Here is a 24,095-nt window from a genome sequence, read left to right on the forward strand (position 1 = left end):
TGAAGAATAATAAACTGACTATATATATGCAATATATTTAATAGCTATACTGATAAAACGAGAAAAAGACTATTATGCAACAAACAAAATTAAATGAATTATTAGATTTCCCTTGTTCTTTCACTTATAAAGTAATGGGTGAAGCAAAACCAGAATTAGTTGATAAAGTTGTATCCGTGATTCAACGTCATGCACCAGGGGATTATACGCCGTCGATCAAACCAAGTAGTAAAGGTAATTATCATTCAGTATCCATTACCATTAATGCAACCCATATTGATCAGGTAGAAAATCTATACAAAGAATTAGGTGAAATCGATATCGTAAGAATGGTTTTATAATCCTTTACTTTTTAGTAATTCTTTGCACAAAATAAGAGCCTTATAATTGAAAAATAGTTATAAATATGAGGCTCTAACATGAAACCAGAAACGATTGCTTTACACGCAGGCTATACCCCTGAACCAACAACCCATGCCGTCGCTGTTCCGATCTATCAAACCACATCTTATGCATTCGATGATACCCAACATGGCGCCGATTTATTTGATTTAAAAGTTGCTGGAAACATCTATACACGGATAACCAATCCAACTAATGCTGTACTTGAAGCGCGTATTGCCGCACTAGAAGGCGGTATAGGAGCATTAGCGGTAGCTTCTGGAATGGCAGCAATTACTTATGCTATACAAGCCATTACATTTGCTGGTGAAAATATTGTATCGGTTTCCAAACTCTATGGTGGCACCTATAACTTATTGGCTCATACCCTGCCTAATTTCGGTATCACAACAAAATTTGCACCACACAATGACTTAAATGCGATTGAAAAGCAAATTGATGACAAAACTAAAGCCATTTACTGTGAAAGTATCGGTAATCCAGCAGGTAATATTGTTGATTTATCAGTACTGGCTGATATTGCCCATCGCCATGGTATACCGCTAATTGTTGATAATACAGTTGCCAGCCCTGCGCTTTGCCGACCATTTGAATTTGGAGCTGATATAGTAGTACATTCATTAACTAAATATATTGGTGGGCATGGTAATAGCTTAGGCGGAATGATTGTTGACTCAGGTAAATTTCCTTGGAAAGATCATGCAGATAAGTATCCAATGCTCAATCAACCTGATCCTTCTTATCATGGTGTTTCATATACTGAAAGCTTTGGAGACGCAGCTTATATTGCTCGTTGCCGAGTAATACCACTGCGTAACATGGGAGCAGCTTTATCACCATTTAATACTTTTTTATTACTACAAGGTCTTGAAACACTCTCTTTACGCATTGAGCGACACTGCCAGAATACGATTAAAGTAGCCAATTATTTGGCTTCACATCCTCAAGTTGAATGGGTCAATTATGCAGGTCTGGCTAATCATCCTGAGCATCATTTAGCGGTAAAACAGATGGACAATGGTTTACCTGCTGGTATTTTATCCTTTGGTATCAAAGGAGGTAAACAAGCTGGAGCCAAATTTATCGATGCTTTAAAATTGATTATCCGTTTAGTTAATATCGGTGATACCCGTTCATTAGCTTGTCATCCGGCATCAACTACCCATCGACAACTTAATGATGAGGAATTGCAAAAGGCTGGAGTAAGTCAAGAAATGATACGCCTCTCAATTGGTATTGAACATATTGATGATATTATTGCTGATTTAGAACAAGCGCTTAAGTTAGCGAAATAATTGATTGGTTAAGATGAGGGATGAAAAAGTCTATCATCCCTCTTAAATAGCAATTAGCCTAAAATTTTAGTCAATTCATTGGTCACAGCTGAAACAGCTTGTGTCCCATCAATGCGGAAATATTGAGTTCGGCCTTCTTTGGCTTCATGTTGATAATATTTGACTAATGGTTTAGTCAAATCATGATATTCAACAAGACGTTTACGGACGATTTCTTCACTATCATCTTTACGAATAGTTAATGGTTCACCAGTTACATCATCAATATTTTCAACTTTTGGTGGATTATGACGAACATGGTATACACGTCCTGAGCTTGCATGAATACGACGACCACTCATACGATCAATAATCACTTCATCTGGTACATCAAACTCAAGTACATAATCAACATTGATACCCGCTTCTTTCATTGCATCTGCTTGTGGCACAGTACGAGGAAAACCATCTAATAAAAAGCCATTCTTACAATCGCTTTGCGCGATACGCTCTTTGACTAATGCGATAACTAACTCATCAGTGACAAGCTTACCATTATCCATTAGCTCTTTTGCTTGTAAACCTAATGGACTCGCTGCTTTTACTGCTGCACGCAACATATCGCCAGTTGAAATTTGCGGAATTCCGTATTGTTGCATAATAAATTGTGCTTGAGTTCCTTTTCCTGCTCCCGGTGCGCCTAATAAAATAATTCGCATAAAATAACCTCTTATGGCTTTAAATATAGATACAATTTTTTATTCTGGTAAATAATGAAATATCACTTTACTGCTGGAAATTAAGCCATCAGTGTGACAAATATAGTTAATAGCGCCACAGCCTTTAACCATTTGCACATTTTGTCGGCAAATTGGGCAAATATACTGTTCTTGATAATGCTGTTGGCAATGAGGACAATCATAATGTTGTGGCGAAACAATACTCATTCTATTATGACACTTAGGACAAATACCTTCTTGCCCACCATCGATTATTTTTGTTTCTGTCATAAGTTATTTACGACCTCGTACATGTTTCATTAAACGACGACGTTTACGTTGTTGCGAAGCAGTCAAACTATTTTTTCGACCTTCGAATGGATTAGCGCCTTCTTTGAATTGAATTCGTATTGGCGACCCCATAATTTTTAATGAACGTCTAAAGTAGTTCATTAAATAACGTTTATAAGAATCAGGTAAATCTTCAACTTGATTACCATGAATAACCACAATTGGAGGATTATAACCTCCTGCATGGGCATATTTTAATTTAACCCGACGTCCTCTGACCAATGGTGGTTGATGGTCATCTTGTGCCATTTGCATTATTTTAGTTAATAATGCGGTATTAACACGGCGTGTAGCGCAATCATATGCTTCTTGAATTGAATCAAATAGGTTTCCTACGCCACTACCATGAAGCGCAGAGATAAAGTGTAAACGAGCAAAATCGATAAAATCGAGTCGATCATCTAACGTAGTTTTCACTTGTTCTTTAATATCTTGTGATAATCCATCCCACTTATTAACAGCAATAACCAGTGAGCGCCCACTATTAATAATAAAACCAAGCAAAGACAAATCTTGATCAGAAATACCTTCTCGGGCATCAATAACCAAAATTACGACGTTAGCATCTTCTATTGCTTGTAACGTTTTAATAACCGAAAATTTCTCAACGGTTTCCGTTACCTTACCTCGCTTACGAACACCAGCTGTATCAATCATGATGTATTCACGATCATCTCGTGTCATTGGTATATAAATACTGTCACGAGTTGTACCTGGCATATCATAAACTACAACCCTTTCTTCACCTAAAATCCGATTGGTTAGTGTTGACTTACCAACATTTGGTCTACCAACAATAGCAACTTTTATTGGCTGATTAATCAGCGATTCTGCATCATCTGCGTCATCTTCAAAATCTTCATAAGATTCATCAAGCATCTCATTTTGAAGATCTGCTGTTGAAGTATCAATTTTGTCACTTTCAAAATGAAAAATAGGATCTAAAACTGTCTCGATTAGTACGTTGACACCACGACCATGACTCGCTGCAATCGGATGAATATCACCTAATCCTAAACTATAAAAGTCAGAAATTGCACTATCTGCATCAATACCATCAATTTTATTAGCAACTAAAAACGTTGCTTTTTGGCGAGATCGAAGATGTTTAGCAATTGCATGATCTGCAGGCATAGCACCGGCTCTCGCATCAACAAGAAAGAGCACAATATCCGCTTCTTCTATTGCTTGTAAGGATTGTTCCGCCATAAAGCTTTCAACCCCATCTTCAGTGCCATCAATACCACCAGTATCAATGACTATATATTCATGCCCTTTGATTTCAGCTCGGCCATACTTACGATCACGAGTTAATCCAGGAAAATCAGCCACTAAGGCGTCTCGAGTTCGAGTTAATCGATTAAATAGAGTCGATTTTCCTACATTCGGACGACCAACTAGTGCGACAACAGGTACCATATTTATTCTCTAATTACCTTAATTTTTTGCAAATGCGTAAATATCACCATTTTTAGCTTGGACAATAATTTTATTATCGACAACTAATGGTTTCGAAATCAATCCACTGCTACTTACTTGTGTTTTTGCAACTACCTCACCATTATCTTTATTTAACCAATAAAGATAACCCTCGAAATCACCAACCACAATGTAATTTTGATAAATAACCGGATCGGTTAATTGACGATGTAACAAACCTGTCTGAGTCCAATTCACTGCACCACCATTTTTAGTCACAGCTTGAACATTGTCATCTTGATCCACAATGAATAACTGCTGTGAATCAACCGCAAAGCTATGTGTAGATCCCATTTCTTTACGCCACACAATTTGACCATTACTTAAGTCAAGTGCAACAACATTACCATTATAGCCAATTGCATAAGCTAAATTACCTTCAATAACTGGGGTTGAATCAACATCATTCAATTTGTCAATTTCAGTCGATCCACTTGGTTGAGATATTCGTTGCTGCCAAATAAGTTGTCCATCATTAAGATAGTAAGCATTCACATGACCAGTATCATCGCCAAGTATAGCCGCACCATGAGCAATAGTTGGTGTAGAATTACCTCTCAATGAAAGTGTTGGCACTTCAAGCACTACATCCCATACATCTTCACCTGTGTTACGATTCAAAGCTTGTAAATTACCACTAGCGGTATGGATTATGACTTTATCATCAGAAGAAACTGGACGAGCAAGTACTTCACCATGTACCGATTTTTCCCAAACCACATTACCATCATTACGGTCTAATGCATAAACAACCGCACGTTCGCTACCGACATAAACATATCTATCATCAGCGCTTACACCGCCAGAAAATAACGCTGTTTTACTGCTAAATAATGTACTTTGTGATAAATTTTTGTCCCATATAGTATGGCCAGTTGATAAATCAATTGCTTTAACTTGCCCACTACGGCTAGCAGCATAAATAGCATTATCGTAATTAATCGGCCCCAATAATGAATAAACATTTGTATTGCCTGCTGTGCTATTTCGCCATATTTCTTGAATTGGAAATTGGTTATCCACTTTTGGTGAAGGTGAAATCTGGACAATTTCTTCTTCTCCACCAAACAATGAACACCCTGCAAGTGATAACATAAAAACACTCATAGACAGACATTTTGATAACTTCATTGTATAGATCCTTATATCAGGATAAATTAATCTTCATTTTCGTGAGCTGCATTTTTTTTGGCTTCAGCTTCTTGCTTAGCTTTTTCCTTGACGGCAGCTTCTTCTTGTTTAGCTTTTTCAGCTTGTTGTTTATCTTTAAGATATTGAGCTTGATTTAACTTCATTTTGATATTTTGCTCTAATGCTTGAGTCGGTGATGAACTTAATGCAACATTGTAAGCAGCCACTGCTTCATCATAATTATTCATTTTCACCGATATATCGCCACGAATATCATTAACTACTGGCGCCCAACTTTTTTCGGTTACTTTATTTAAAGTAGCCAAACTTTCTTGATAATGTTCAAGTTGATATTGTATTTTTGCAATACGAATATAACTTATTGATTTAATAACATCTGAATCAGTTTTACTTAACGTATCTGTAAGTAATTTTTCTGCTCCAGCATAATCTTTTAATTGTTCAACATAAAATTTTGCTGCTCTAAAATTAGCAAAAACACTATAAATAGTATTATTATCTTTAGCAAAAGAGACTAATTCATTAACTGAATCAGGATTGTTGTTATCTAATTTAGCAATTAATTGTTCATAACGATCTGAAGATTCTATCGCTTTTTCTAATTTGTAAGATTGCCAATAACGCCAGCCATAAAAAGCCAGTAATCCAATTACAATAACCGCAACAATAATTTTCCACTTTTTAGCAAGAAATTCTTTTATCTCTGAAAATTGTTCTTCGCCAGATAACTGATAACTCACGTTTTTCTCCTATTTCCTTTAATTTACAATATCGCCAAACAAGTTTGAACAATCTCTTTTTCTGCAACTTCAACTTGTTCGCCTGTTTGTAAATTTTTAATTGTAACTGATTGATTAATAATTTCGTTTTCACCAATAATTACAGCTATTTTAGCACCTAATTTGTCCGCTTTGGCAAATTGTTTTTTAAAATTACTACTACCATAATTAGTCACAATTCGCTTATCAGATAACCCATCACGGAGTACTTCTGCCATTTTTTGGGCTGCAGCTGTCGTTTTTTCATCACCCGAAGATATCATATAAATATCAATTGAACTATCTCGATTTAATGAAGGATTAACCGCCTGCACTAATAATACTAAACGTTCTACCCCCATAGCAAAACCAACGGCTGGTGTTGGTTGTCCACCAAGTTGGCTAACTAGACCGTCATAACGACCTCCGCCACAAACTGTACCTTGAGCGCCTAAACTACTTGTTACCCACTCAAAAACAGTACGGTTATAATAATCTAAACCACGCACCAATCTTTGGTTAATATTATATTTTATTCCTGCGCTATCTAATAATTGACACAAGCCATCAAAATGAAGTTTAGATTCTTTATCTAAATAATCAAATAATTTCGGTGCTTGATTAAGTAATTCTTGAATAACAGGATTTTTCGAATCTAACACCCGTAATGGGTTAGTATACATTCTACGTAAACAGTCTTCATCTAATTTATCTTTATGTTGCTCAAGAAAACTGACTAAAGCATTACGGTAATTTGCTCTTGCTTCAACTGAACCGATAGAATTAAGTTCAAGTGTCGTATGCTCTTCAATACCAAGTGCTTTCCAAAAACGTGCAGTTAATAAGATAAGCTCGGCATCAATATTAGGCCCTTCAAGGCCAAAAACTTCAACACCAAATTGATGAAATTGACGATAACGCCCTTTTTGCGGTTTTTCATAACGAAATGCCGGCCCTAAATACCATAGTCGTTGTTCTTGGTTGTAAAATAGACCGTGTTCAATACCTGCACGGACACAACCAGCTGTAATTTCAGGGCGAAGAGTAATACTTTCATCATTACGGTCATTAAAAGTATACATCTCTTTTTCAACAATATCGGTAACTTCACCAACTGCACGTTTAAATAGTGCAGTATCTTCAACGATTGGTGTTCTAATTTCATTATAACCATAACTATTTAGTACACCTTTAACAATTTTTTCAATTTGTTGCCATGTAGCACTATCATTAGGGAGTAAATCATTCATTCCCCGTATTGATTGGATTTTTTTCTCTGCCATTTGTTTATTCGCTATCTAATAAGGTTATAGTTCAGTTGTTGCAATTCTATTTTTTAAAATTGATGCCTTAGCACGAATTTTAGCTTCCAACTCATCTATCATTTGTTCATTATCAATACGCCCTATGCGCACACCATCTTCATAAAAACCGCTTTTGTTGTGACCACCAGCAACACCCATTGTAGAAGCTAAAGCCTCACCAGGTCCATTTACAACACAACCAATAATTGATACATCCATTGGTGTTATTATATCTTCTAATCGCTGTTCTAATGTATTAACGGTACTAATTACATCAAACTCTTGCCTTGAACAGGTTGGGCAAGCAATAAAATTAATACCTCTTGCTCGAATGCGTAACGATTTTAAAATATCAAATCCAACTTTAACTTCTTCCGTTGGATCAGCTGCTAGTGAAACTCTTAATGTATCACCAATCCCTTCCGATAATAATAAGCCAAGCCCAATCGCTGATTTTACCGCTCCACTACGCACTCCACCAGCTTCGGTTATACCTAAATGTAAAGGTTGCTTAATTTGTTTTGCTAATAATCGGTATGAATCAACCGCAGTAAAAACGTCTGACGCTTTTACACTTACCTTAAATTGGTCAAAACCTAGCCTATCAAGTATATCGACATGTCGCATAGCTGATTCGACTATAGCCTCTGGTGTCGGCTCGCCATATTTTTCTTGGATATCTTTTTCTAGCGAACCAGAGTTTACGCCGATTCGGATAGGAATATTTTTATCCTTGGCACAATCAACAACCGAGCGAATCCGTGATTCATTACCAATATTACCAGGATTAATCCGTAAACAATTCACTCCATATTCAGCAACCTTTAAAGCAATGCGATAATCAAAATGAATATCAGCAATAAGGGGGACTTTTGCTTGTTGCTTAATTATTTTAAACGCCTCAGCAGCATCCATAGTTGGAATAGAAACTCGGACAATATCAGCCCCTACACGCTCAAGGGCTTGAATTTGAGCTACTGTTTTTTCCACATCTGTTGTTCGAGTATTTGTCATCGATTGCACAGCAATCGGCGCACCACCACCGATTGGCACATTACCAACATAAATTCGGGTTGATTCTCGCCTAATAATTGGTGACTCTTGATGACTCATAAGATGCCTAATCATATTACAAAATAACTAGGACGCAATCTTAACAAGATTTAAGACAAATGTCTGTATGTGAATGAGAAAATTTGCTAACTGTTAACGCGATCTGAAGGCTGTGGAGAAATATAATGACTAACTTCAATAAAGTTACTTTTATTTTGAGAATTGACATAGTATAAGCCACCACCTAATGCACAAATTAAAGCAAACAAACCAAAAAAGAACGGTTTCTTACTACGATTTGTTTTACTATATATTGGTTTAGGTTTTTTAGTTTCTTTTACTAAATATTGTTCAGCTAAAATTTCGAGATAAGGTTGATATTCATCAGCTGATAAACCAACAATATTGGCATACGAACGAATATAACCTTTAACAAAAACAAAAGGGGCATGAAGTAGCTGATCATTTTCAATTTCAGAAATGACAGCTGTTCTAACATGAATTTGTTCAGCAATATCTTTTTGCGATAAACCCATATTACTTCTTAAATCGGAAAGAATCTTACCCAATGAAATATTTTCTTCCATACCCCCCCTCATTGTCTTACTATCCGCAATTTTTTGTTATTTTTACATATTTTCGCAATTAATCAATTTTTTTCGCATTAAACCACTGTTTAGGGGTTTCTATTTCATTTTGTGCGGCAACTAATTGCAATTCATATTCATTTTGTCTTAATGTTTCAAGCATAACCGCATAAACCGCCGATGTAGTATGCTCAAATGCTTCAACAATGGATTTACCAAGCATGATATTTGCTAAAAACAGCCCACTAGTCATATCACCAACACCAACTGGTTGTTTGACGCCAAAATCAACTAACGGGCGATCAATATGCCAAGCTTCATTTTCTGTTACTAACAACATTTCAAAACGATCTTGTTGATAGCCAGCTCGACTTAAATGTTTAACTAAAATGACTTTAGGCCCTTTTTCACAAATTGAACGGCATGCTGAGATTGCTTGATTGACATTATTAATCGGCTGTTTACCGTTAAGTTCTTCTAATTCTAAAATATTTGGTGCCATCATATCAGATATGGGCAAGGCTGTATTACATAAAAATTCTGCTACACCAGGAGCGACAAAGCATCCTTTTTCGGGATGCCCCATTACAGGATCACAAAGATAAATTGCTTCAGGATTCTCAGCTTTTACTTTTTTCACAATTTCAATAATTGCATTACCTTGTTCTGGTGACCCCATATAGCCACTTAATACGGCATTACATCGTTGTAATTCGCCAATAGCATTAATTCCATCAGCGATATCGGTTAAATGAGATGCTGGCATTACCGTTCCAGTCCATTGCCGATATTGGGTATGGTTTGAAAATTGTACCGTATTTAATGGCCAAACATTCACACCTAAACGACGCATTGGAAATACAGCAGCACTATTACCTGCATGACCAAATACAACATGAGACTGAATCGATAAAATATTTTTCATGAAATCATCTCCAAATAAGTAAGCAATAGTATTTTTTACCTCGACGCAGTAATGTGTAACGATTAAATAACTTATCACTATCAGAAAAACGATAATCTGTTGTTGAGTTACGTTCACCATTAACAGAAATAGCATTGGAATCAATCATTGTTCTTGCTTGCCCTCTTGATGGTGCAAACTCAGCATTAACAATAGCTTGTTGTAGATCTACATCACCTTCAATGCTGGCTGTAGGCATGCCATCTTGAGCTAATTGTTCAAAATCAGCTTCAGATAAATCAGTTAATTTACCAGAAAATAGACTTTCAGTAATACGTTTTGCAGCCGTTAGTCCTTCTTCACCATGAACTAATCGCGTCACCTGTTCGGCAAGGACATACTGAGCTCTCGGTGCAACGCCACTGTTTTTATCTTCTTCTTCCAAGGCATCAATGTCTTCCAATGACATGAAGGTAAAGAATTTAAGGAATCGATAAACATCAGCATCAGCAGTGTTAATCCAAAATTGATAAAATTTATATGGACTGGTTTTTTTCGGATCTAACCATACTGCACCACTTTCAGTTTTACCAAATTTAGTTCCATCAGATTTAGTAATTAATGGTACAGTTAAACCATATACTTGCTTCTGGTGTAAACGACGCGTTAAATCGATACCAGCAGTAATATTACCCCATTGATCAGAACCACCAATTTGTAATACAACATTATGAGCTTTATTAAGACTTGCAAAGTCATAAGACTGTAACAAACTATAAGAAAATTCAGTAAAAGATATACCTGATTCATCACGGTCAATACGTTGTTTAACGGATTCTTTGTTAATCATTGCATTAACAGAAAAATATTTTCCAATATCTCGTAAAAAAGATAAAACATTCATGCCACCAAACCAATCATAGTTGTTAGCAACAATAGCGGCGTTATCACCACATTCAAAATCTAAAAATGGCGATACTTGTTGTTTAATCTTTTCACTCCATTCAATTACCGTATCTTCAGTATTGAGTTTACGTTCAACAGCTTTAAAACTTGGATCGCCAATTAATCCTGTCGCACCTCCAACTAAAGCTATTGGTTTATGACCAGCCAATTGAAAACGTTTCAAACAAAGCAATGGAACTAAATGACCAAGATGCAAACTATCAGCGGTTGGATCAAAACCACAATATAGTGCAATAGGATTTTGCTCAATCAGTTCCATTAACGCTTTTTCATCAGTAAGTTGAGCAATCAGTCCACGCTCTTGCAGTTGTTTGATCACATTTTTTGTCATGATATTTTACCTATTAAATTTGTTACGTTTATATTCTACTTAATTAAATTCTATACTGTTTTATTGTGGTATTTTTTATACGCTTGTTTGAAATGGTCTTCAACTATTTCGTTCGGTTTTTTATCTAATAAGCTAAAAATAATGATTGCTATTGACGCAAATAAAAAGCCAGGAATTAGTGAATATAAATTAAGCCAATTAAAATTAATCCAAAGCAAGACGGTGATTGCACCAGTTATCATTCCTGCTAATGCACCATTGCGAGTCATTCGAGCCCAAAACACCGAGAATACAACAATCGGACCGAACGCAGCACCAAAACCAGCCCAAGCATGGCTAACTAAATCAAGCACACTGTTATTAGGATTGATCGCTAATAAAATAGCAATAACAGAAACTAATAGCACCATTACACGGCCAACCCAAACTAATTCTCGTTGCTTAGCCTTAGGTCGGATAAAAGCACGATAAAAATCTTCTGTTAATGCACTTGAACAAACCAATAATTGACAACTTAAGGTGCTCATTACTGCGGCTAGAATAGCCGCAAGCAAAATACCAGCAACCCATGGGTTAAATAGTAATTTAGATAATTCGATAAAAATACGTTCATGTTTCCCATTATCAATTAGATAAGCTAAGTTAGGATTATTGGCAAAGAAAGCAATACCAAAGAAACCAACTGTAATTGCGCCAGCTAAACATAAAATCATCCATGTCATACTAATTCGACGAGCATTTTTCATTACTTCATGAGAATCAGCAGCCATAAATCTAGCTAAAATATGTGGTTGACCAAAATAACCAAGTCCCCAACCTAATAATGAAATAATGGCAATCAAATCCATATGAGCAAAGATATTTGTATAATCAGGATTTAATGATTGAATGTTAGCCATTGCATCAGTGAAACCACCTGCATTAATCATTACCATAATTGGCGTTAAGATTAGAGCAAACATCATTAAACTAGCTTGAATTGTATCGGTCCAACTTACCGCTAAAAAACCACCAATAAAAGTATAAGCAATTGTCGCGCCAGCACCTGCTAGCATTGCCCAGCCATAACTAAGCCCAAATGTACTTTCAAATAATTTAGCGCCAGCAACTACACCTGAAGCACAATAAATGGTAAAAAAGATTAAAATTATTACAGCTGAAATAATTCTTAATAGCGAACTATTGTCATCAAATCGTCGAGCAAAATAGTCAGGTAAAGTTAATGAATTATGGTTTATCTCTGTGAATACTCTTAATCTACCGGCAATTAGCAACCAATTTAGATAAGCGCCAATTATTAATCCTATAGCAATCCAGCTTTGCGAGATACCAAATAAGAATACTGCACCCGGTAGTCCCATTAATAACCAACCACTCATATCTGAAGCACCAGCAGAAAGTGCAGTAACTACACTGCCTATGCGACGTCCACCTAATATATAATCACCAAAGTTTCGTGTTGCACGAAATGCAAAGAAACCAATCGCAATCATTCCTAATATGTAAACAGCAAAGGTGACAATCATTGGTAATGACATTTTTATAATAAACCTTGATCGATGAAATTAAAAATAGTTGGCTAGCTTATCATAAAAAGCCCCTGCTAAAAAGCAGGCGATTTTGCTATATCTATCTTAGCTATAAAAGCTAGTATTACAATTCAATCCATAAAATAAAAATATCTTCAATTTTTTAAATAGATACATTGTTAATAGTTTCAACCTATATAAAAACTCAATATATCCTAAGGTTAAATATCATATAATGTATATAATATTAATTAACTTTTTTTATTTATAAAATATTGTGAAACAATCAACTCGAATTGAAATTTTAGAAAGATTAAAAGAGCATATTAAAGATCCTACAACTGAATTGGTATATAAAACACCATTCGAGTTACTTATAGCTGTTGTACTATCCGCTCAAGCCACCGATGTTAGTGTGAATAAAGCAACTAAACCATTATTTGCTATCGCAAATACCGCAGAGCAAATTCTGGCACTAGGAGTCAATAAATTAAAAGACTATATTCGGACAATTGGTTTATATAATAGCAAAGCAGAAAATATTATTAAAACCTGTCAGATTCTCGTAGATAAATACCAAGGTGAAGTACCAGAAAATTTTGACTCATTAATTGCGCTACCTGGCGTAGGAAGAAAAACAGCTAACGTAGTTTTAAATACCGCATTTGGCTGGCCAACTATTGCTGTAGATACCCATATATTTAGAGTAAGTAATCGAACAGGATTTGCACCAGGCAAAACAGTTGAAGCTGTCGAAGAAAAACTACTTAAAGTGGTTCCAGATGATTATAAAATAAATTGTCATCATTGGTTAATATTACATGGTCGATATACCTGTATAGCTAGGAAGCCGCGCTGCGGATCTTGCGTTATTGAAGATTTGTGTGAATATAAAGAAAAAATTTATCCAGAGTAAAAAATCAATGCCAAATAAATTTAAATTAGAAGATGAAGATATCAACTTGTTTAAAAGTAGTATTGGAAATACCAAACAACTTAAACAAGATACCGTTATTCATAAACCAGTAAAACGATCCCAAAAGCTAATTGATAATCAAAAGCTTCAACATGAAAAAGTAAATAATGAATTTTATTTTTCCGATGATTACCAACCACTTCTACAAGAAGATCCTATTCGTTACATTCGTGAAAATGCGGATTGCAATGAGTTAAAAAAATTGCGACGAGGATTTTATTCACCCGAGTTTTTTTTAGACCTACATGGATTAACCCAGCAAGAAGCAAAAAAAGAAATTGCAGCACTTATTGCTGCTTGTTTACGTGAAAATGCTAATTGTGCTTGTATTATGTATGGTCATGGTAAAAACATATTAAAAAAACAAACTCCAATGTGGTTAGCCCAACACCCACATGTAATGTGTTTCCATCAAGCACCAAAGGAATTTGGCGGTAATGCTGCATTATTAGTTTTATTTGATATCAATAATCCATCTGTTAACCTAAGATAATTACTAATAAATATACACTAATAATAAAAAAGCCAGCTTAGTTTTACTAGGCTGGCAAACATTGGAAGCAATGTGAGCAATGTCATACTTTTTTAGAAGTCTTTCGACGCTCTAACAAAGCACAATTGAATGATAATCATTCTCATTATTAAAAGCAAGTTATTTTTTGACTATTTTCAAAAAAAAGACAAAATTTTGTCAATTTAACATGTGTTTTTATATTAAAATTTTGTTTTTATAAAAAATATAATTGAGAGGAGCAGGGTAATTTGCCCCTGCTTTTTGGAAAACTTAACTATAAACAAACCATTATAATTAACTTTTGGGAAATAGTTTTATTTTTGATAGATAAACTCAACACCCTCTTCATCACTCTCATCCCAATCATCAAAATCATCGTCGTCGTCATCAAATGCATCATCCATTGCTTGTTGATGATAATCATCCCACATAAATTCGACTTTTTCAGGCGATGTTTCCTCTTGTTCTGCCTCTCGAGGATGAGCCGTAATATAATCCATTAAATCCCAACATAATGCTTTTACGCCTTCGTGATTCACCGCTGAAATAAGATAATATTTCTCATCCCAATTTAAGGCTTTCGCAATTTCAGCTGCACGTTTTTCACTTTCATCAGGACCTAATACATCCATCTTATTAAAAACTAACCAACGCGGTTTATTTGCTAATTTATCACTATACTGATGCAATTCTTGAATAATAACTTTCGCATTTTCAATTGGATCAGAACCATCTATTGGCGCTATATCAATTAAATGCACTAATACGCGACAACGTTCAAGATGTTTTAGAAAGCGAATACCAAGCCCTGCACCATCAGATGCCCCTTCAATCAATCCAGGGATATCTGCAACAACAAAACTTTGTTCATTATCCATTCGCACAACACCCAAGCTAGGTACTAATGTTGTAAATGGATAATCAGCGACTTTAGGTTTAGCAGCTGAAACACTGCGAATAAATGTTGATTTACCAGCATTAGGTAAACCCAACATACCCACATCAGCTAGCAATAATAATTCCAATAACACATCGCGTTTTTCACCAGGCGTACCATCGGTTTTTTGTCGTGGAGCACGATTCACTGATGATTTAAAACGGGCATTACCAAGTCCATGAAAACCACCTTTAGCAACCAGAACTTTTTGTTGATGATGTGTTAAATCACCAATAATTTCACCAGTATATTTATCAGTTATACGAGTTCCTACTGGCACTTTAACGGTAATATCTTTACCTCGTTTCCCCGTACAATCAGAACCTTGTCCATTTTGACCACGTTCTGCTCGGTAGTTTTTTTCAAATTGAAAATCAACCAATGTATTTAAGTTTTCATCAGCAATAAAAAATACATCACCACCGTCTCCACCATCGCCACCATCAGGGCCACCTTTAGGTATATATTTTTCTCGGCGGAAACCAACACAACCATTTCCGCCATCTCCGGCTTCGACACGAATTGAAGCTTCATCTACAAATTTCATTATTTGTCCTCTTTCTTTCGGTTAATTAGCCAGCCCTTTCGTGGTTGCCACAAGTAGTGTCCAACCGTTGCAAACATTGCACCAGCGACCACTGATACTGCGCCAATATAACCTAAAATATTTAAATATTGCATTGCAAACTTTTCTGGCCATAGTAAAGCAAATAAATCTGAAAAAATCAGTGCAAAAAGTGGTGTTAATGTGGTTATTGCACTTACTTGTGCCGCTTGCCAACGTTCCATTGCCATAACCAAAGCACCATAAGCAATAATAGTATTAAGTCCGCAAAAAATAATGGCAAACAGTTGGCTAAAATCAGCACTGGCTATTTTCGTTGGTGATGCTAAAGGCCATAAAAAAATACTACAAATAAGATAAATCAACCAAAGTAGCTGTTCTGCTCGTAATTTTTTTAATAATACTTTTTGCGCTAACGCATAACATGCCCATGAGATTGAAGCCAGCAAAGCCAGCCAAACACCTATGCCATATGAAGACATATTAGCAAAAAGATCGGCTAGATTTTCATTAAAAAACAATCCTAATCCAATTAATAATATGGTAATACCAATAATTTGCGTTGGTCTTAATCTTTCTTTGAAAATAATTGCACTAGAAATCATAAATATTATAATTCCGGTTTGTCCAACAACTTGAGCAGTAGTTGCAGATAAATACTGAACAGCTGTAGCAAAAAGTGCAAAATTACCGAGTAAACCAAACCCAGCAATCATCAATAAGATAAAACGGCGACGTTTTTTGAACATAGCTAAATTAGGAAACTGTTTTTTATAAGCCAGCCATAGTGTAATACCGATAGCTGAGATACTTAATCGTGACCAAGCTAATGTTAATGGATCAATAACAACTAATGCATATTTCATAGCAATTGGCACTAGTCCCCACATAACGGCTGTTAACATGGCTAATGCAAAACCTAATTTAACATTTTGCTGTTTTATCATAATGAATTATATAAATTTTCAAGAAATGAAAAAAGCCCCACAATGACTGTGAGGCTTCTATAACTTATTAAACCGCTGGTTTATTAGCTGTTAGCAACTACACTAACATAACGGCGGTTTTTAGGTCCTTTAACTTCGAACTTAACTTGTCCATCAACTAAAGCAAATAGGGTATGATCACGACCACAACCTACGTTAGTACCTGGGTGGAATTGAGTTCCACGTTGACGAACTAAAATGTTACCCGCAAGAACTTCTTGAGAACCATAACGTTTAACACCTAAACGTTTACTCTGGGAATCACGACCATTACGTGATGAACCACCAGCCTTCTTATGTGCCATTGTTCGATACTCCTATTAAGCGATTGCAGTGATCTTCACATCAGTGAACCACTGACGGTGACCTTGTTGTTTACGATAGTGTTTACGACGACGGAATTTAACAATTTTCACTTTCTCGCCACGACCGTGCTCAACAATTTCTGCTTTAATTGTTGCACCTTCAACAAACGGAGCACCAACTTTGATGTCTTCACCATTTGCTACCATTAAAACTTTATCGAAAACAACTTCTGAACCTGTTTCGACTTCAATTTTTTCCAAGCGAACGACTTGTCCTTCGCTAACTCGGTGTTGTTTACCACCACTTTGGAAAACTGCGTACATACTTAACTCCGCAATAAAAAGCAGACGATTCCTGATTAAAAATATATGTCTGCATTGATTAATCTTATAGGGCGTGAATTTTACGCAAAATTTATGCTTGTTGCAAGCGCTGTTTAATAAAAGATCGCAAAAAGTCACAAAAAAGATCTTAGACCAGCTATTTTCACGCTACAATATAGTTAAATTATTATTTATTTGCATAATATTTAACGCAAAAATATTGAGTACCTATATGCTAAAAAGAAAATTTCGCTACAGTGCTTCTATTATTAATCGTTTAACACTTTTAATGCTCTTTTTAGGCGCTATGGCATTATTGGCGCTATTTTTGTCAATACAAGTCGCTAATGATACTAAAGGTAGCGCTTATATGATTAATCAATTAGGGTTAATCAGAATGAAGAGCTATCAACTTTTAGCAATGACACCTATAGAAAAAAAGGATATTTATCGACTTAACATTTTTAATGATATCCCATCATCACAACAATTAAAATTATTTGAACGTTATCAGTTAATTGATGATTTTAATCAATTACAGTCGCAGTGGTTCAAGCATATTGTTCCGAAACTTCAACAAGCAAACAATATAAATGAGATAAAAAATGAAATTGATAATTTTGTTGCTCATACCGATAAACTGGTTCATCAAATTGATCAAAAGACAGAAAATCAAATCCATTATCTTTCACAATTACAACTCGTTTTTATCATTCTAATTGCACTATTTCTTCTGGCACAAATTTACTATTTACGTCGTTATCTTCTTGCGCCATGGCGTAAATTAATTCATATGGCAGAATCGATTTCGCAACAGAATTTTAGTCAACGCTTTAATAGTAAAACAACCAAAAGTGAGTTTGATTTACTGGGGCAAGCCTTTGATAAAATGGCGGAACAAATTGAACAACAGTATCTATTGTTAGAAGAGCGCGTCACAGAAAAAACAGCTGAATTACAACAAATCAATAAAATTGTGTCATTTCAATATCAAGCCATCAAGCAACTTCATACCTCAGACCCCTTATGTGAGCGTTTTTTAATTATACTTCGTGGACTAGAAGAATTAGTACCATTAACACAGTTTCAAATCCGATTTTATGAATCAGATAACATAGAACATTTTCAACAATTCAGCTATGACAACCAACAAAAACTCCCTTATTGCCAAAATTCAGAATGTAATGCTTGTCTTATTCCATCAAAATCTTATCAAGAAAATGGTTTTCAGCGCTATTGGTATCTGCAAGAAAAAGGAGAAAAATTTGGCATTTTATTTGCAATACAGCCATCAAAAGTACAACTAGGAACAGAACAAGAAAATTTAATTACTGCTTTAGTTGAACAAATGACTACAGCACTAATGCTTGATAGGCAAATAGAACAACAAAAACAATATCTATTAATGAAAGAACGTTCAGCAATGGCTAGGGAACTACATGACTCGATAGCGCAATCACTTTCTTGTTTAAAAATACATCTTAGTTGCTTACAGATGCAATCGGATTTAACTTCCCAAACCAGTATCGATTTGCTGACGACTATGCGTAAAGAGGTTAATATAACCTACTCTCAATTAAGAGAGTTAATTACCTCGTTTCGCTTACGTCTTAACCAAACCGGTTTTTATGCCAGTTTCATGGAGTTAATTGATGAGTTTAATCAAAAATTGAAATTTACAATTCAGATTGAATATCAATTACCTCTCAATATCATCAATAGCAAATATGCCTTTCATTTACTGCAATGTGTCCGGGAATCTTTAAATAATATCTATAAACACGCCAATGCCACCCAAGTCAAAATAAGCTTAACGATTGATGAGAATCAAATTATTACCGTTAGCATAAAAGATAATGGTATTGGTTTACAAAATAATACACATCAAGATAATCACTATGGTTTAATTATTATGCGTGATAGAGTTGGCGTATTAAACGGCAATCTAATCATTAATAGTAAGCCTAATATGGGAACAGAAATTGTGGTAACATTTAAAGCAACAAACACAATTCCTTGCAAGATGATAAAAGAGTAACCAATGGATCAAGTTAAAAGTTCAATATTACTTATTGATGATCATCCCATGTTAAGAAATGGGGTAAAGCAACTTATTAACACCATCAATAATTTTGAAATTATCGGTGAAACTGGTTCAGGGATAGAAGGAGTTAAGCTGGCTGAAACACTTGATCCTGATATTATTTTGTTAGATATCAATATGAATGATGTCAGTGGACTAGAAATTCTACGCTATTTACGCGAGAAAAACATTTCAAGCAGAATCATTATGTTTACTGTCTCAGACGCAAAAGAAGATATTATTACCTCGCTCAAAACTGGTGCTGATGGTTATTTGTTAAAAGATATGGAACCGGAAGATTTTCTTAAAGCCTTAAAGGATATTTCGGAAGGGAAAGTCATTATGGATGAAGCTATTTCACATATCATTCTTAATTATATGCGTGATGATAAAAACCAGACAACCAACCAATCCCATGATATCAATTTACTTACCCCAAGAGAACATGAAACATTTAACTTATTAGTGCAAGGATTATCGAATAAACTTATCGCAAAAGAGTTAGATATAGTTGAAAGTACAGTAAAAGTTCATATTAAAAGTATTTTTAAAAAACTCAACTTTAAGTCACGTATGGAAATGACTGTATGGTATTTGCAGAGTAAAGAATAACCTTGGCAATGTATTAATGCCGATTTATATCATATATCCGCTTACACTTTTAATTGGATAGAATATCTAATCCTAATCATTAAAAATTTTCTATAACAACCGTTTTCTTCTACTTGATTCAATTGAAAAACAATATTTATAATTAGTTCAATCAATTAAATTGATTTATTGAACAAAATTAGAAAACAAAAAATTAAAAAATAGGATGAAGTTTTAAATGTCTCTATTAGTCAATGCTTACTCTACACTCACAAATCCAACAGCAATTAATTTTAGTTGTAAAAAATTAAATCAACGTGGATTGAACTCACTCAATTTTACAGATCATCTTAATGGTTTTATTGGCTATGTTATGCAAGCAGGTGACGGTGAAATGAATTCCCGCCGTTATGAACTTTATCGACATATTCAAAAAACTAAACATCAGTTTACGTTTGAAATAGAAGAAAATCAATTTAATGAACTAGCGCATTGGGCTGAGCTGGCTAATGTTATTTTATTTATCCCCGATGGTACGATTCGCAATCCTAAGATGGATGTTTTACAAGATCCAGATGGAAAATTTGATATAAATGTTAAAATGCCTTATCCGTCAGAAGCATTACAACGCAAAGCAAAAACTGAGCAGTATTTAGCAACGTTAGGATTACATCCGCTTGTAAGCTTACCTCCTGTCGTTGCTGAATCTGAAGTAATACTTAGAACACCCGATGAAGTAAAAAAACGAGCCTTAGCCCTGATGTTAACAGGAATTCAAGCCGAAAGCTTTCGAGAAAATGCCCCATTAGATCCTGAGGAATTCAAAGCGCGTTGTCCGTTAGGGTTTGCTGCTTTATCAAATATTGAATATGATTTTATTCACGCACCTCAACCGCAAGAACAAGATGTTATGAATATGAGTTGGCGCTATGAAGCCTTATTACCACTACAATGGGCACTAAATTGGCAATCAAAATTACCTTTTGCGGATACTTTTTGTAATGTATCTTCATTAGTTGAAACTGGTTTAGAAAATAGTAATCCCGAACTATCTACTTTAACCTTAAGACCAACAAGTGAACTGCTAGATGCATTAGATTTAAATTACCGATTACATTGGCTAGCAAGAGATTGTCGGCTTAATAATAAAACACTACCTGTAGAAATAATGGAAGGCGTTATTCAAGAAAGACAACATGCTTTAAATTGGCTAACAAACTTTGAAAATGCCGATTGGGATGATGTCGATACGCCTTCTTAAATTTTGATAAAAAAAGCAAAGTCGATATTGTTATAAAACACTTTGTAACAATATTTTTTAGTCAAATTGTTTGGAAACAAAAGGCAAGAAAATAAAGAATATTATAAAATATCCTATCATTTCCTTGCCAATTTATACTAATTCTGTGAAAACCAGTTAAGTTTTTCTCGTAATGCCACCACCGGACCAACGATAATTAAACTAGGGCTACGAGCTTGTAAAGCTAGCTGACCAAGTTCGGATAATAAACCATTGATGACTTTTTGCTTAGTAGTGGTACCCTCTTCAACAATAGCAATAGGAGTCTGACCATCCATACCGTGTTTAATTAAATTCGTTTTAATATTTTCTGCTTGCGATAGCCCCATATAAAAAACCAAAGTCTGCTTTTCAGCCGCTAAACTTCGCCAATCAAGATGAGATCCATCTTTTAGATGACCAGTTATTAAACGTACACTATGTGCGTAATCACGATGAGTTAGAGGTATTCCACTATACGCCGAGCATCCAGAAGCCGCAGTAATGCCAGGTACTACCGAAAAAGGAATATTAGCATTGAATAATGTTTCAAGCTCTTCTCCTCCTCGACCAAAAATGAAAGGATCACCACCTTTAAGTCGTACCACTCGCAGACCCTTTTGTGCTTGTTCCAATAATATTTGATTAATTTGTTCTTGCGGAACACAATGAAAACCGGGGTGTTTACCAACAAAAATTCGTTGCGCGTCTCGTCGAGTTAAATTCATTATTTCTTTTGAGACTAATCTATCATAAACAATAATATCCGCTTGTTGAATTTGCTGGAGACCTTTTAAAGTTAACAATCCTGGATCACCAGGACCGGCACCTACTAAGACCACTTCGCCACGACAATCCAACGAATCATCAAATAATTCATTAGTTAATGTATCGACATTTTCTGAATCATTATTCGCTATTGCTTGCGCTAATCTATCATGAGAAAACAATTTCTCCCAAAATCGTCGACGTTCAGTCATACTTCGGTAAGTCGCTTTTACTTTATTGCGTAAATAACCGGCATATATGGCTAATTTACCAATATGTTGTGGCAATATTGCTTCAAATTTTTCACGTAACAAGCGAGCTAATACAGGAGCATGCCCTTCTGAAGAGATGGCGACCATAATAGGGGAACGATCAATAATTGAAGGCATAATAAAACTTGCATCTTTGGGAGAGTCGACCACATTACAAAAGATACGACGGTTTTCTGCGGCGCTACTAACTTGTTGATTGGTTTTTTGACAGTTAGTTGCAGCAATAACTAACCATTTATTATCTAGCAGTTGCTCGTTAAACTCACTTTTTATTAAAACTAACTGCTTTTGTTGCTGCCAACAGATAAATTGTGGGTTAAATTCAAGTGCATTGACAGTTAATTTTGCACCAGCTTCAAGTAATAATCGAGCTTTACGCTCAGCTATTTCGCCACCACCAACTAATAAACAATCACGATTTTCTAATTTGCAAAATAAAGGTAAATAATCCATACAATTTCAAAACAACCATTAATATATTTTTGATTTAAGAGCAATTTACTGATTGCTAATTACCATACCAATCAGTAAATTGAACAATAAAAACTTCTGTTATTTATAATTAAGGTCGCTCTGATTTAGGTGTTGAAAACCAATATCCTAACCCCATAAATAGTGCGCCGGATACTAAATTTCCTAATGAAACCCATAACAAATTATGACCAATGCCGGCTAATGTGTAAGAATCAGAATGATTACCAAACCAAGAAAGTGAAAATAACGTCATATTGGCAACACTATGTTCATAACCACAAGCAATAAAGGCTAATAAACACCACCATATTGCAATAAATTTTGCTGACCCCTCTACTCGGTTTGCCATCCAAATAGCTAAGCAAACTAACCAGTTACATAAAATTCCCCGAAAGAACAATGCTGTTGCTGGCGCAGATGTTTTTGCCAATGCAGCGGTATGCACAAGCGAAGTATCTGTTGCCAATAATGGACTTGCAGCCCAATAAAACAAAGCGGCCACAAAAATTGATCCAAGCAAATTGCCTAACCATGTTTGTGGCAATACACACCACATTTGACAATGAGTAATTTTTTTAGCCTGCACGCCAAAAGTTAAAAACATGGTATGGCCAGTAAATAATTCTGAGCCGGCAATTACCACTAAAGTTAATGCTATACCAAAGGTTGCCCCCATAACTAAAGGCCTAACGGATGGATCAAGCAAATTACCTAGTGTGAAAATTAATATAATTCCTAAACCAACGTAAGCACCTGCCATAGCAGAACTTAACCAAAATCCAATTGGATTGGTTTTAGCTAGTCGAACGATCCGCGCAGCATTAGCTGCACATTTGTTAATTGTTTCTGTATACATTTTGTATTCCTAATGCGATTAATTAATTAGATTTTATTTGCACAAATTCATCATTATCTACTTTGACTTCATAATGAGTAACAGAATAATCTTCATTTTCAAGGCAATAACCATCCTTTAAACGAAAACGCTGTTTTTTAAGAGGACTTGCGACCCATAGCTCATTTTCATGTTCAGCAATAATGCCACGAGAAAGGACGCTGGCATTCGCAAAAGGGTCAATATTACTAATCGCATAAAGCTCATTAGTATTGTAGGGACGAAAAACTGCAACATGTTCTTTGCCGACTAGAGCACATATTCCTGTTTCAGGTAAAATATCTTGTAATTTACAAATAGTAATCCATTGGCTCATG

The 24,095-nt window shown here is 35.2% G+C and carries 25 protein-coding genes; 7 read left to right on the forward strand and 18 right to left on the reverse strand.

The window, feature by feature from the left end; genetic code table 11:
- Positions 1 to 74: 74 nt before the first annotated feature.
- Entirely contained in the window at positions 75 to 341 is a 267-nt protein-coding gene (gene ybeD, locus H3T80_RS10495) for a DUF493 family protein YbeD (protein WP_065577848.1), read from the forward strand.
- 78 nt (positions 342 to 419) lie between these two features.
- On the forward strand, positions 420 to 1,697 hold the full coding sequence (locus H3T80_RS10500; protein ID WP_198201651.1) for a bifunctional O-acetylhomoserine aminocarboxypropyltransferase/cysteine synthase: 1,278 nt from the start codon (positions 420 to 422) through the stop codon (positions 1,695 to 1,697).
- 53 nt (positions 1,698 to 1,750) lie between these two features.
- On the opposite strand, the gene adk is transcribed toward H3T80_RS10500, so the two are convergent.
- From adk to putP, 11 genes are all read right to left on the reverse strand, one after another.
- Positions 1,751 to 2,395: an adenylate kinase gene (gene adk / locus H3T80_RS10505; RefSeq protein ID WP_198201652.1), complete on the reverse strand. Its 645-nt coding sequence runs from the start codon at positions 2,393 to 2,395 to the stop codon at positions 1,751 to 1,753.
- Positions 2,396 to 2,434: 39 nt separating this feature from the next.
- Positions 2,435 to 2,686 (reverse strand): zinc-ribbon domain-containing protein, encoded by a 252-nt coding sequence (locus tag H3T80_RS10510; protein ID WP_198201653.1) that lies wholly within the window; start codon positions 2,684 to 2,686, stop codon positions 2,435 to 2,437.
- 3 nt (positions 2,687 to 2,689) lie between these two features.
- Positions 2,690 to 4,165 carry a ribosome biogenesis GTPase Der gene (gene der, locus H3T80_RS10515; protein ID WP_198201654.1) on the reverse strand — a complete coding sequence of 492 codons (1,476 nt, stop codon included), beginning with the start codon at positions 4,163 to 4,165 and terminating at the stop codon, positions 2,690 to 2,692.
- 18 nt (positions 4,166 to 4,183) lie between these two features.
- Complete coding sequence (gene bamB / locus H3T80_RS10520) at positions 4,184 to 5,356, reverse strand: outer membrane protein assembly factor BamB (RefSeq protein ID WP_198201655.1); 1,173 nt, start codon at positions 5,354 to 5,356, stop codon at positions 4,184 to 4,186.
- Positions 5,357 to 5,382: 26 nt separating this feature from the next.
- Complete coding sequence (locus H3T80_RS10525; RefSeq protein WP_198201656.1) at positions 5,383 to 6,117, reverse strand: tetratricopeptide repeat protein; 735 nt, start codon at positions 6,115 to 6,117, stop codon at positions 5,383 to 5,385.
- 23 nt (positions 6,118 to 6,140) lie between these two features.
- Positions 6,141 to 7,418 (reverse strand): histidine--tRNA ligase, encoded by a 1,278-nt coding sequence (hisS, locus tag H3T80_RS10530; RefSeq protein WP_110446997.1) that lies wholly within the window; start codon positions 7,416 to 7,418, stop codon positions 6,141 to 6,143.
- A gap of 24 nt (positions 7,419 to 7,442) precedes the next feature.
- Positions 7,443 to 8,552 carry a flavodoxin-dependent (E)-4-hydroxy-3-methylbut-2-enyl-diphosphate synthase gene (ispG, locus tag H3T80_RS10535; RefSeq protein ID WP_198201657.1) on the reverse strand — a complete coding sequence of 370 codons (1,110 nt, stop codon included), beginning with the start codon at positions 8,550 to 8,552 and terminating at the stop codon, positions 7,443 to 7,445.
- Positions 8,553 to 8,638: 86 nt separating this feature from the next.
- Positions 8,639 to 9,079: a RodZ family helix-turn-helix domain-containing protein gene (locus H3T80_RS10540; protein ID WP_181414609.1), complete on the reverse strand. Its 441-nt coding sequence runs from the start codon at positions 9,077 to 9,079 to the stop codon at positions 8,639 to 8,641.
- 58 nt (positions 9,080 to 9,137) lie between these two features.
- The gene (pdxY, locus tag H3T80_RS10545) at positions 9,138 to 10,004 is read right to left on the reverse strand and encodes a pyridoxal kinase PdxY (RefSeq protein WP_198201658.1); all 867 of its coding nucleotides are present in this window, start codon (positions 10,002 to 10,004) and stop codon (positions 9,138 to 9,140) included.
- 4 nt (positions 10,005 to 10,008) lie between these two features.
- The gene (gene tyrS, locus H3T80_RS10550) at positions 10,009 to 11,280 is read right to left on the reverse strand and encodes a tyrosine--tRNA ligase (RefSeq protein WP_232350179.1); all 1,272 of its coding nucleotides are present in this window, start codon (positions 11,278 to 11,280) and stop codon (positions 10,009 to 10,011) included.
- Positions 11,281 to 11,330: 50 nt separating this feature from the next.
- Entirely contained in the window at positions 11,331 to 12,824 is a 1,494-nt protein-coding gene (putP, locus tag H3T80_RS10555) for a sodium/proline symporter PutP (RefSeq protein ID WP_086321202.1), read from the reverse strand.
- A 262-nt stretch (positions 12,825 to 13,086) separates the two neighbouring features.
- On the opposite strand from putP, the gene nth reads away from it, so the two are divergent.
- Positions 13,087 to 13,725: an endonuclease III gene (nth, locus tag H3T80_RS10560; protein ID WP_198201659.1), complete on the forward strand. Its 639-nt coding sequence runs from the start codon at positions 13,087 to 13,089 to the stop codon at positions 13,723 to 13,725.
- 7 nt (positions 13,726 to 13,732) lie between these two features.
- Positions 13,733 to 14,278 carry an endonuclease SmrB gene (gene smrB / locus H3T80_RS10565; RefSeq protein ID WP_198201660.1) on the forward strand — a complete coding sequence of 182 codons (546 nt, stop codon included), beginning with the start codon at positions 13,733 to 13,735 and terminating at the stop codon, positions 14,276 to 14,278.
- Positions 14,279 to 14,613: 335 nt separating this feature from the next.
- Here the strand turns inward: smrB and cgtA are convergent, their stop codons facing one another.
- From cgtA to rplU, 4 genes are all read right to left on the reverse strand, one after another.
- Complete coding sequence (gene cgtA / locus H3T80_RS10570; protein WP_086361434.1) at positions 14,614 to 15,783, reverse strand: Obg family GTPase CgtA; 1,170 nt, start codon at positions 15,781 to 15,783, stop codon at positions 14,614 to 14,616.
- The gene (locus tag H3T80_RS10575; RefSeq protein ID WP_110446991.1) at positions 15,783 to 16,748 is read right to left on the reverse strand and encodes a DMT family transporter; all 966 of its coding nucleotides are present in this window, start codon (positions 16,746 to 16,748) and stop codon (positions 15,783 to 15,785) included. The genes cgtA and H3T80_RS10575 overlap by 1 nt, the downstream gene beginning before the upstream one ends.
- Before the next feature lie 83 nt (positions 16,749 to 16,831).
- Positions 16,832 to 17,092, reverse strand: coding sequence for a 50S ribosomal protein L27 (gene rpmA / locus H3T80_RS10580; protein WP_034883716.1), 261 nt, complete (start codon positions 17,090 to 17,092; stop codon positions 16,832 to 16,834).
- Positions 17,093 to 17,107: 15 nt separating this feature from the next.
- On the reverse strand, positions 17,108 to 17,416 hold the full coding sequence (gene rplU, locus H3T80_RS10585) for a 50S ribosomal protein L21 (RefSeq protein WP_065577863.1): 309 nt from the start codon (positions 17,414 to 17,416) through the stop codon (positions 17,108 to 17,110).
- A gap of 232 nt (positions 17,417 to 17,648) precedes the next feature.
- Here rplU and narX point away from each other — a divergent pair, with 232 nt between their 5' ends.
- From narX to H3T80_RS10600, 3 genes are all read left to right on the forward strand, one after another.
- The gene (gene narX / locus H3T80_RS10590; protein ID WP_110446990.1) at positions 17,649 to 19,454 is read left to right on the forward strand and encodes a nitrate/nitrite two-component system sensor histidine kinase NarX; all 1,806 of its coding nucleotides are present in this window, start codon (positions 17,649 to 17,651) and stop codon (positions 19,452 to 19,454) included.
- Positions 19,455 to 19,457: 3 nt separating this feature from the next.
- A complete protein-coding gene (gene narL, locus H3T80_RS10595; RefSeq protein ID WP_086359388.1) occupies positions 19,458 to 20,111 on the forward strand; it encodes a two-component system response regulator NarL in 654 nt (217 codons plus the stop codon).
- A gap of 217 nt (positions 20,112 to 20,328) precedes the next feature.
- A complete protein-coding gene (locus tag H3T80_RS10600; protein WP_198201661.1) occupies positions 20,329 to 21,351 on the forward strand; it encodes a DUF4272 domain-containing protein in 1,023 nt (340 codons plus the stop codon).
- A gap of 137 nt (positions 21,352 to 21,488) precedes the next feature.
- Here the strand turns inward: H3T80_RS10600 and cysG are convergent, their stop codons facing one another.
- From cysG to nirD, 3 genes are all read right to left on the reverse strand, one after another.
- The gene (gene cysG / locus H3T80_RS10605) at positions 21,489 to 22,862 is read right to left on the reverse strand and encodes a siroheme synthase CysG (RefSeq protein ID WP_198201662.1); all 1,374 of its coding nucleotides are present in this window, start codon (positions 22,860 to 22,862) and stop codon (positions 21,489 to 21,491) included.
- Positions 22,863 to 22,971: 109 nt separating this feature from the next.
- Positions 22,972 to 23,739 (reverse strand): nitrite transporter NirC, encoded by a 768-nt coding sequence (nirC, locus tag H3T80_RS10610; RefSeq protein WP_086359391.1) that lies wholly within the window; start codon positions 23,737 to 23,739, stop codon positions 22,972 to 22,974.
- Positions 23,740 to 23,761: 22 nt separating this feature from the next.
- Positions 23,762 to 24,094: a nitrite reductase small subunit NirD gene (gene nirD, locus H3T80_RS10615; protein WP_086359392.1), complete on the reverse strand. Its 333-nt coding sequence runs from the start codon at positions 24,092 to 24,094 to the stop codon at positions 23,762 to 23,764.
- Position 24,095: the final 1 nt, after the last annotated feature.

The organism is Gilliamella sp. W8145 (assembly GCF_016101145.1).
Classification (GTDB): Bacteria; Pseudomonadota; Gammaproteobacteria; order Enterobacterales; family Orbaceae; genus Gilliamella; species Gilliamella apis_A.